Annotated in this window: 3 protein-coding genes; all 3 read left to right on the top strand. The window is 65.5% G+C overall.

Features of this window, described 5'->3' with window-relative positions:
• The first annotated feature begins 137 nt into the window (after window positions 1-137).
• The 3 genes from AC4FAH_RS10575 (at window position 138) to AC4FAH_RS10565 (ending at window position 2127) form a co-directional block, all read left to right on the top strand.
• Window positions 138-431 carry an MGMT family protein gene (locus AC4FAH_RS10575; protein ID WP_043336737.1) on the top strand — a complete coding sequence of 98 codons (294 nt, stop codon included), beginning with the start codon at window positions 138-140 and terminating at the stop codon, window positions 429-431.
• 173 nt (window positions 432-604) lie between these two features.
• Window positions 605-1216, top strand: a complete 612-nt coding sequence (locus AC4FAH_RS10570) for a YjaG family protein (RefSeq protein ID WP_043336733.1) — start codon at window positions 605-607, stop codon at window positions 1214-1216.
• Window positions 1217-1278: 62 nt separating this feature from the next.
• Window positions 1279-2127: a CHAD domain-containing protein gene (locus tag AC4FAH_RS10565; protein WP_288988613.1), complete on the top strand. Its 849-nt coding sequence runs from the start codon at window positions 1279-1281 to the stop codon at window positions 2125-2127.
• Window positions 2128-2277: the final 150 nt, after the last annotated feature.

Raw genomic sequence — 2277 nt, 5'->3', positions numbered from 1 at the left:
GTATGAAGTAAAGATGCATGGCTTCATCATGCGTGAGCGCCATGTCAGCGTAAAGACCCCAGTGTCGGCATCCCAGTACCTGCATCTCAGAACCTGCACCGGGCGAACCAGCCGCGACACGACAAGGAGAGAACCGCATGCGGGCCGAACTGCTCGAACAGATCTACACCGTGGTGGCGCAGATCCCCGAAGGGCGCATCACCACCTACGGGCGTATCGCCAAGATGACCGATGGCGCCAGCGCGCGCATGGTCGGCTCGGCGATGCGTCACCTGCCGGATGGCCATCAGTTGCCGTGGCATCGCGTGATCAATGCCTCGCTCAAGGTCACCGAGCACGGCGGGGCAGTGCGCCAGCGGGAAAAGCTGCGCAGCGAAGGCATCCTGTTCGATGGTGCTGGTCGCGTGCCGACGGAGTGCCTGTGGCCCTGAGGCATGCGGCAGCGCTTGAGCAGGGTCGCGTTCATCCGGCCACGCGCGGGCGCTACCCTTTCGCCTATCCTATCGCATACCCTATAGCGACCTACGGTGACATCGCGGCTGGCGGAGGCAAGACGCCAGCGCGAACGCCGCATATTGAATAGTGAAGTGAGAATAGAGCCGTCATGACTCAGCCTGTATCCGGTTTCCGTGCGCGCCTTGATGCGCTGGCCCCCGTGCGCCGTACTGCCTTCATGGCGGCGCTGACCGAGCGACTCCTGCCCAATGCCGGCTTCTACGCCGAAGCCAATGGCACGGCCAGCGCGCTGGACACCACGCGTGAGCTGCGCAAGCTGCTGGACCTCGTCTGGGAGCAGCTGCGCGTGCGCGATGCCAAGATCGATTTCTCGCTGCAGGCCGAGAAGGTCACCGCCTTCGAGCCCGCCGAGGACGATGACAGCTTCGGCGCGCGCCGCGCCCTGGAAGCCGTGATGGCGCTGACCGCCTGCATCGATGTGCTGATCAGCGAAGAGCCGGAAGCCGCGCTCAAGATCAGCCGGCTGTCCGCCGATGGCGTGCGCGCGCTGATCGACCTGCAGGCCGGCGAGGGCATCGAGCAGGAAGCGCTGGAAGCCATGATTCGCGAACATCCGTTGATGATCGATGAGCGTGACTTCCAGGACGCCGTGCTCGAGAGCGTCGAAGCCCCGCAGCTGTCCCGCGATGATTGGCGCGCGCTCAAGCAATTGGGCCGCAATGAAGATGTCAGCAATCTCGGGCTATCCTTGCAGGACTGAGCGGCCCGACTCGGGCCATCCTGGTGCCAGTGATGACTGGCCAGCCGTTGTTGGAGAGACAGATGAGCGACACCCGTCAGCAGGATTCTTCTCCGATGAACGCAGCGCTGAATGGCGTGATTCAGGCGCGTCTGGACGCCATGCGTGAGCGTCTCGCGCAGCCGACGCTGAGCGCGGCGGATGTACATGCGCTGCGCGTCGACTGCAAGCAGCTGCGCGGCTGGTGGCAACTGCGGCGCGAGTCACTGGGCAAGTCGGCGGTGAGTGAGCATCAGGCGCGTCCGCGCGCCGTCGCCAAGGCATTGGCCGGGCCGCGCGAGGCGCACATGCTGCGCAAGACCCATGGTCGCGCCTACGCCTGGGTGGATGAGCGCAGTCAGCGCCTGCTGGATGCGCTGCGTCCGGGGCTGACCAGTGCCTCGCTGAGCGAGCCCGAAGGCGAGCTGGATCACGCGCCGCTCGAGACGCTGCTGAGCGAAGAGCGGGCGGCCTGGCAGGCGGCACCGCTGACGGTGGAGGAGCTCAACACCGGGCTGGAATTCAGCCGTCATCGCATCAGCAAGCTTGCGGCGCAGGTGGCCAGCAAACGTGAGATCGAGACGTCTCACCGGCTGCGCAAGTGGGTCAAGTACCGCATGTTCCAGCTGGCACTGGCGCACGAGGCGCTGGGTGAGGCAGCCGCGCGGGAGCTCGAGTCACCGAGTCACGGACGGCGCCGCGAGCCGGAACTGCTCGACAAGGCGGCCGCGCGGCTGGGCAATCAGCATGATCTGGCGGAGCTGGCGCTGTGGGTCGGGGAACGCGTGATGCTGCCTGCCGCCGAGAAGCACCTGGTCGCGGACATCATGACGCTTGCCGACCAGCGACTCGCGCAGGCGCTCAAGCCACTGAAGAAGCTGGGCTACGTCTGAGCGCTGTTCTCGCCTGAACCGAAGTTGCGTCTCTGCAGACGCGAACGCCGCCATTCCCTGAGGATATGGCGGCGTTCGCGTTTCTGCCTGAACTACCTGCGGCTGCGCTTACAGGCGCATCTCGATACCGCGTGCGGCCATATGCGCCTT

This window comes from Cobetia sp., assembly GCF_983723665.1.
The sequence above is the reverse complement of the archived record's forward strand: the minus strand, read 5'-3'. Positions and strand labels throughout refer to the sequence as shown.

What these genes read in the sequence shown, in the direction of transcription:
- AC4FAH_RS10575 (WP_043336737.1), top strand. Translation starts at nt 138, where the DNA reads ATGCGGGCCGAACTGCTCGAACAGATCTACACCGTGGTGGCGCAGATC.
- AC4FAH_RS10570 (WP_043336733.1), top strand. Translation starts at nt 605, where the DNA reads ATGACTCAGCCTGTATCCGGTTTCCGTGCGCGCCTTGATGCGCTGGCC.
- AC4FAH_RS10565 (WP_288988613.1), top strand. Translation starts at nt 1,279, where the DNA reads ATGAGCGACACCCGTCAGCAGGATTCTTCTCCGATGAACGCAGCGCTG.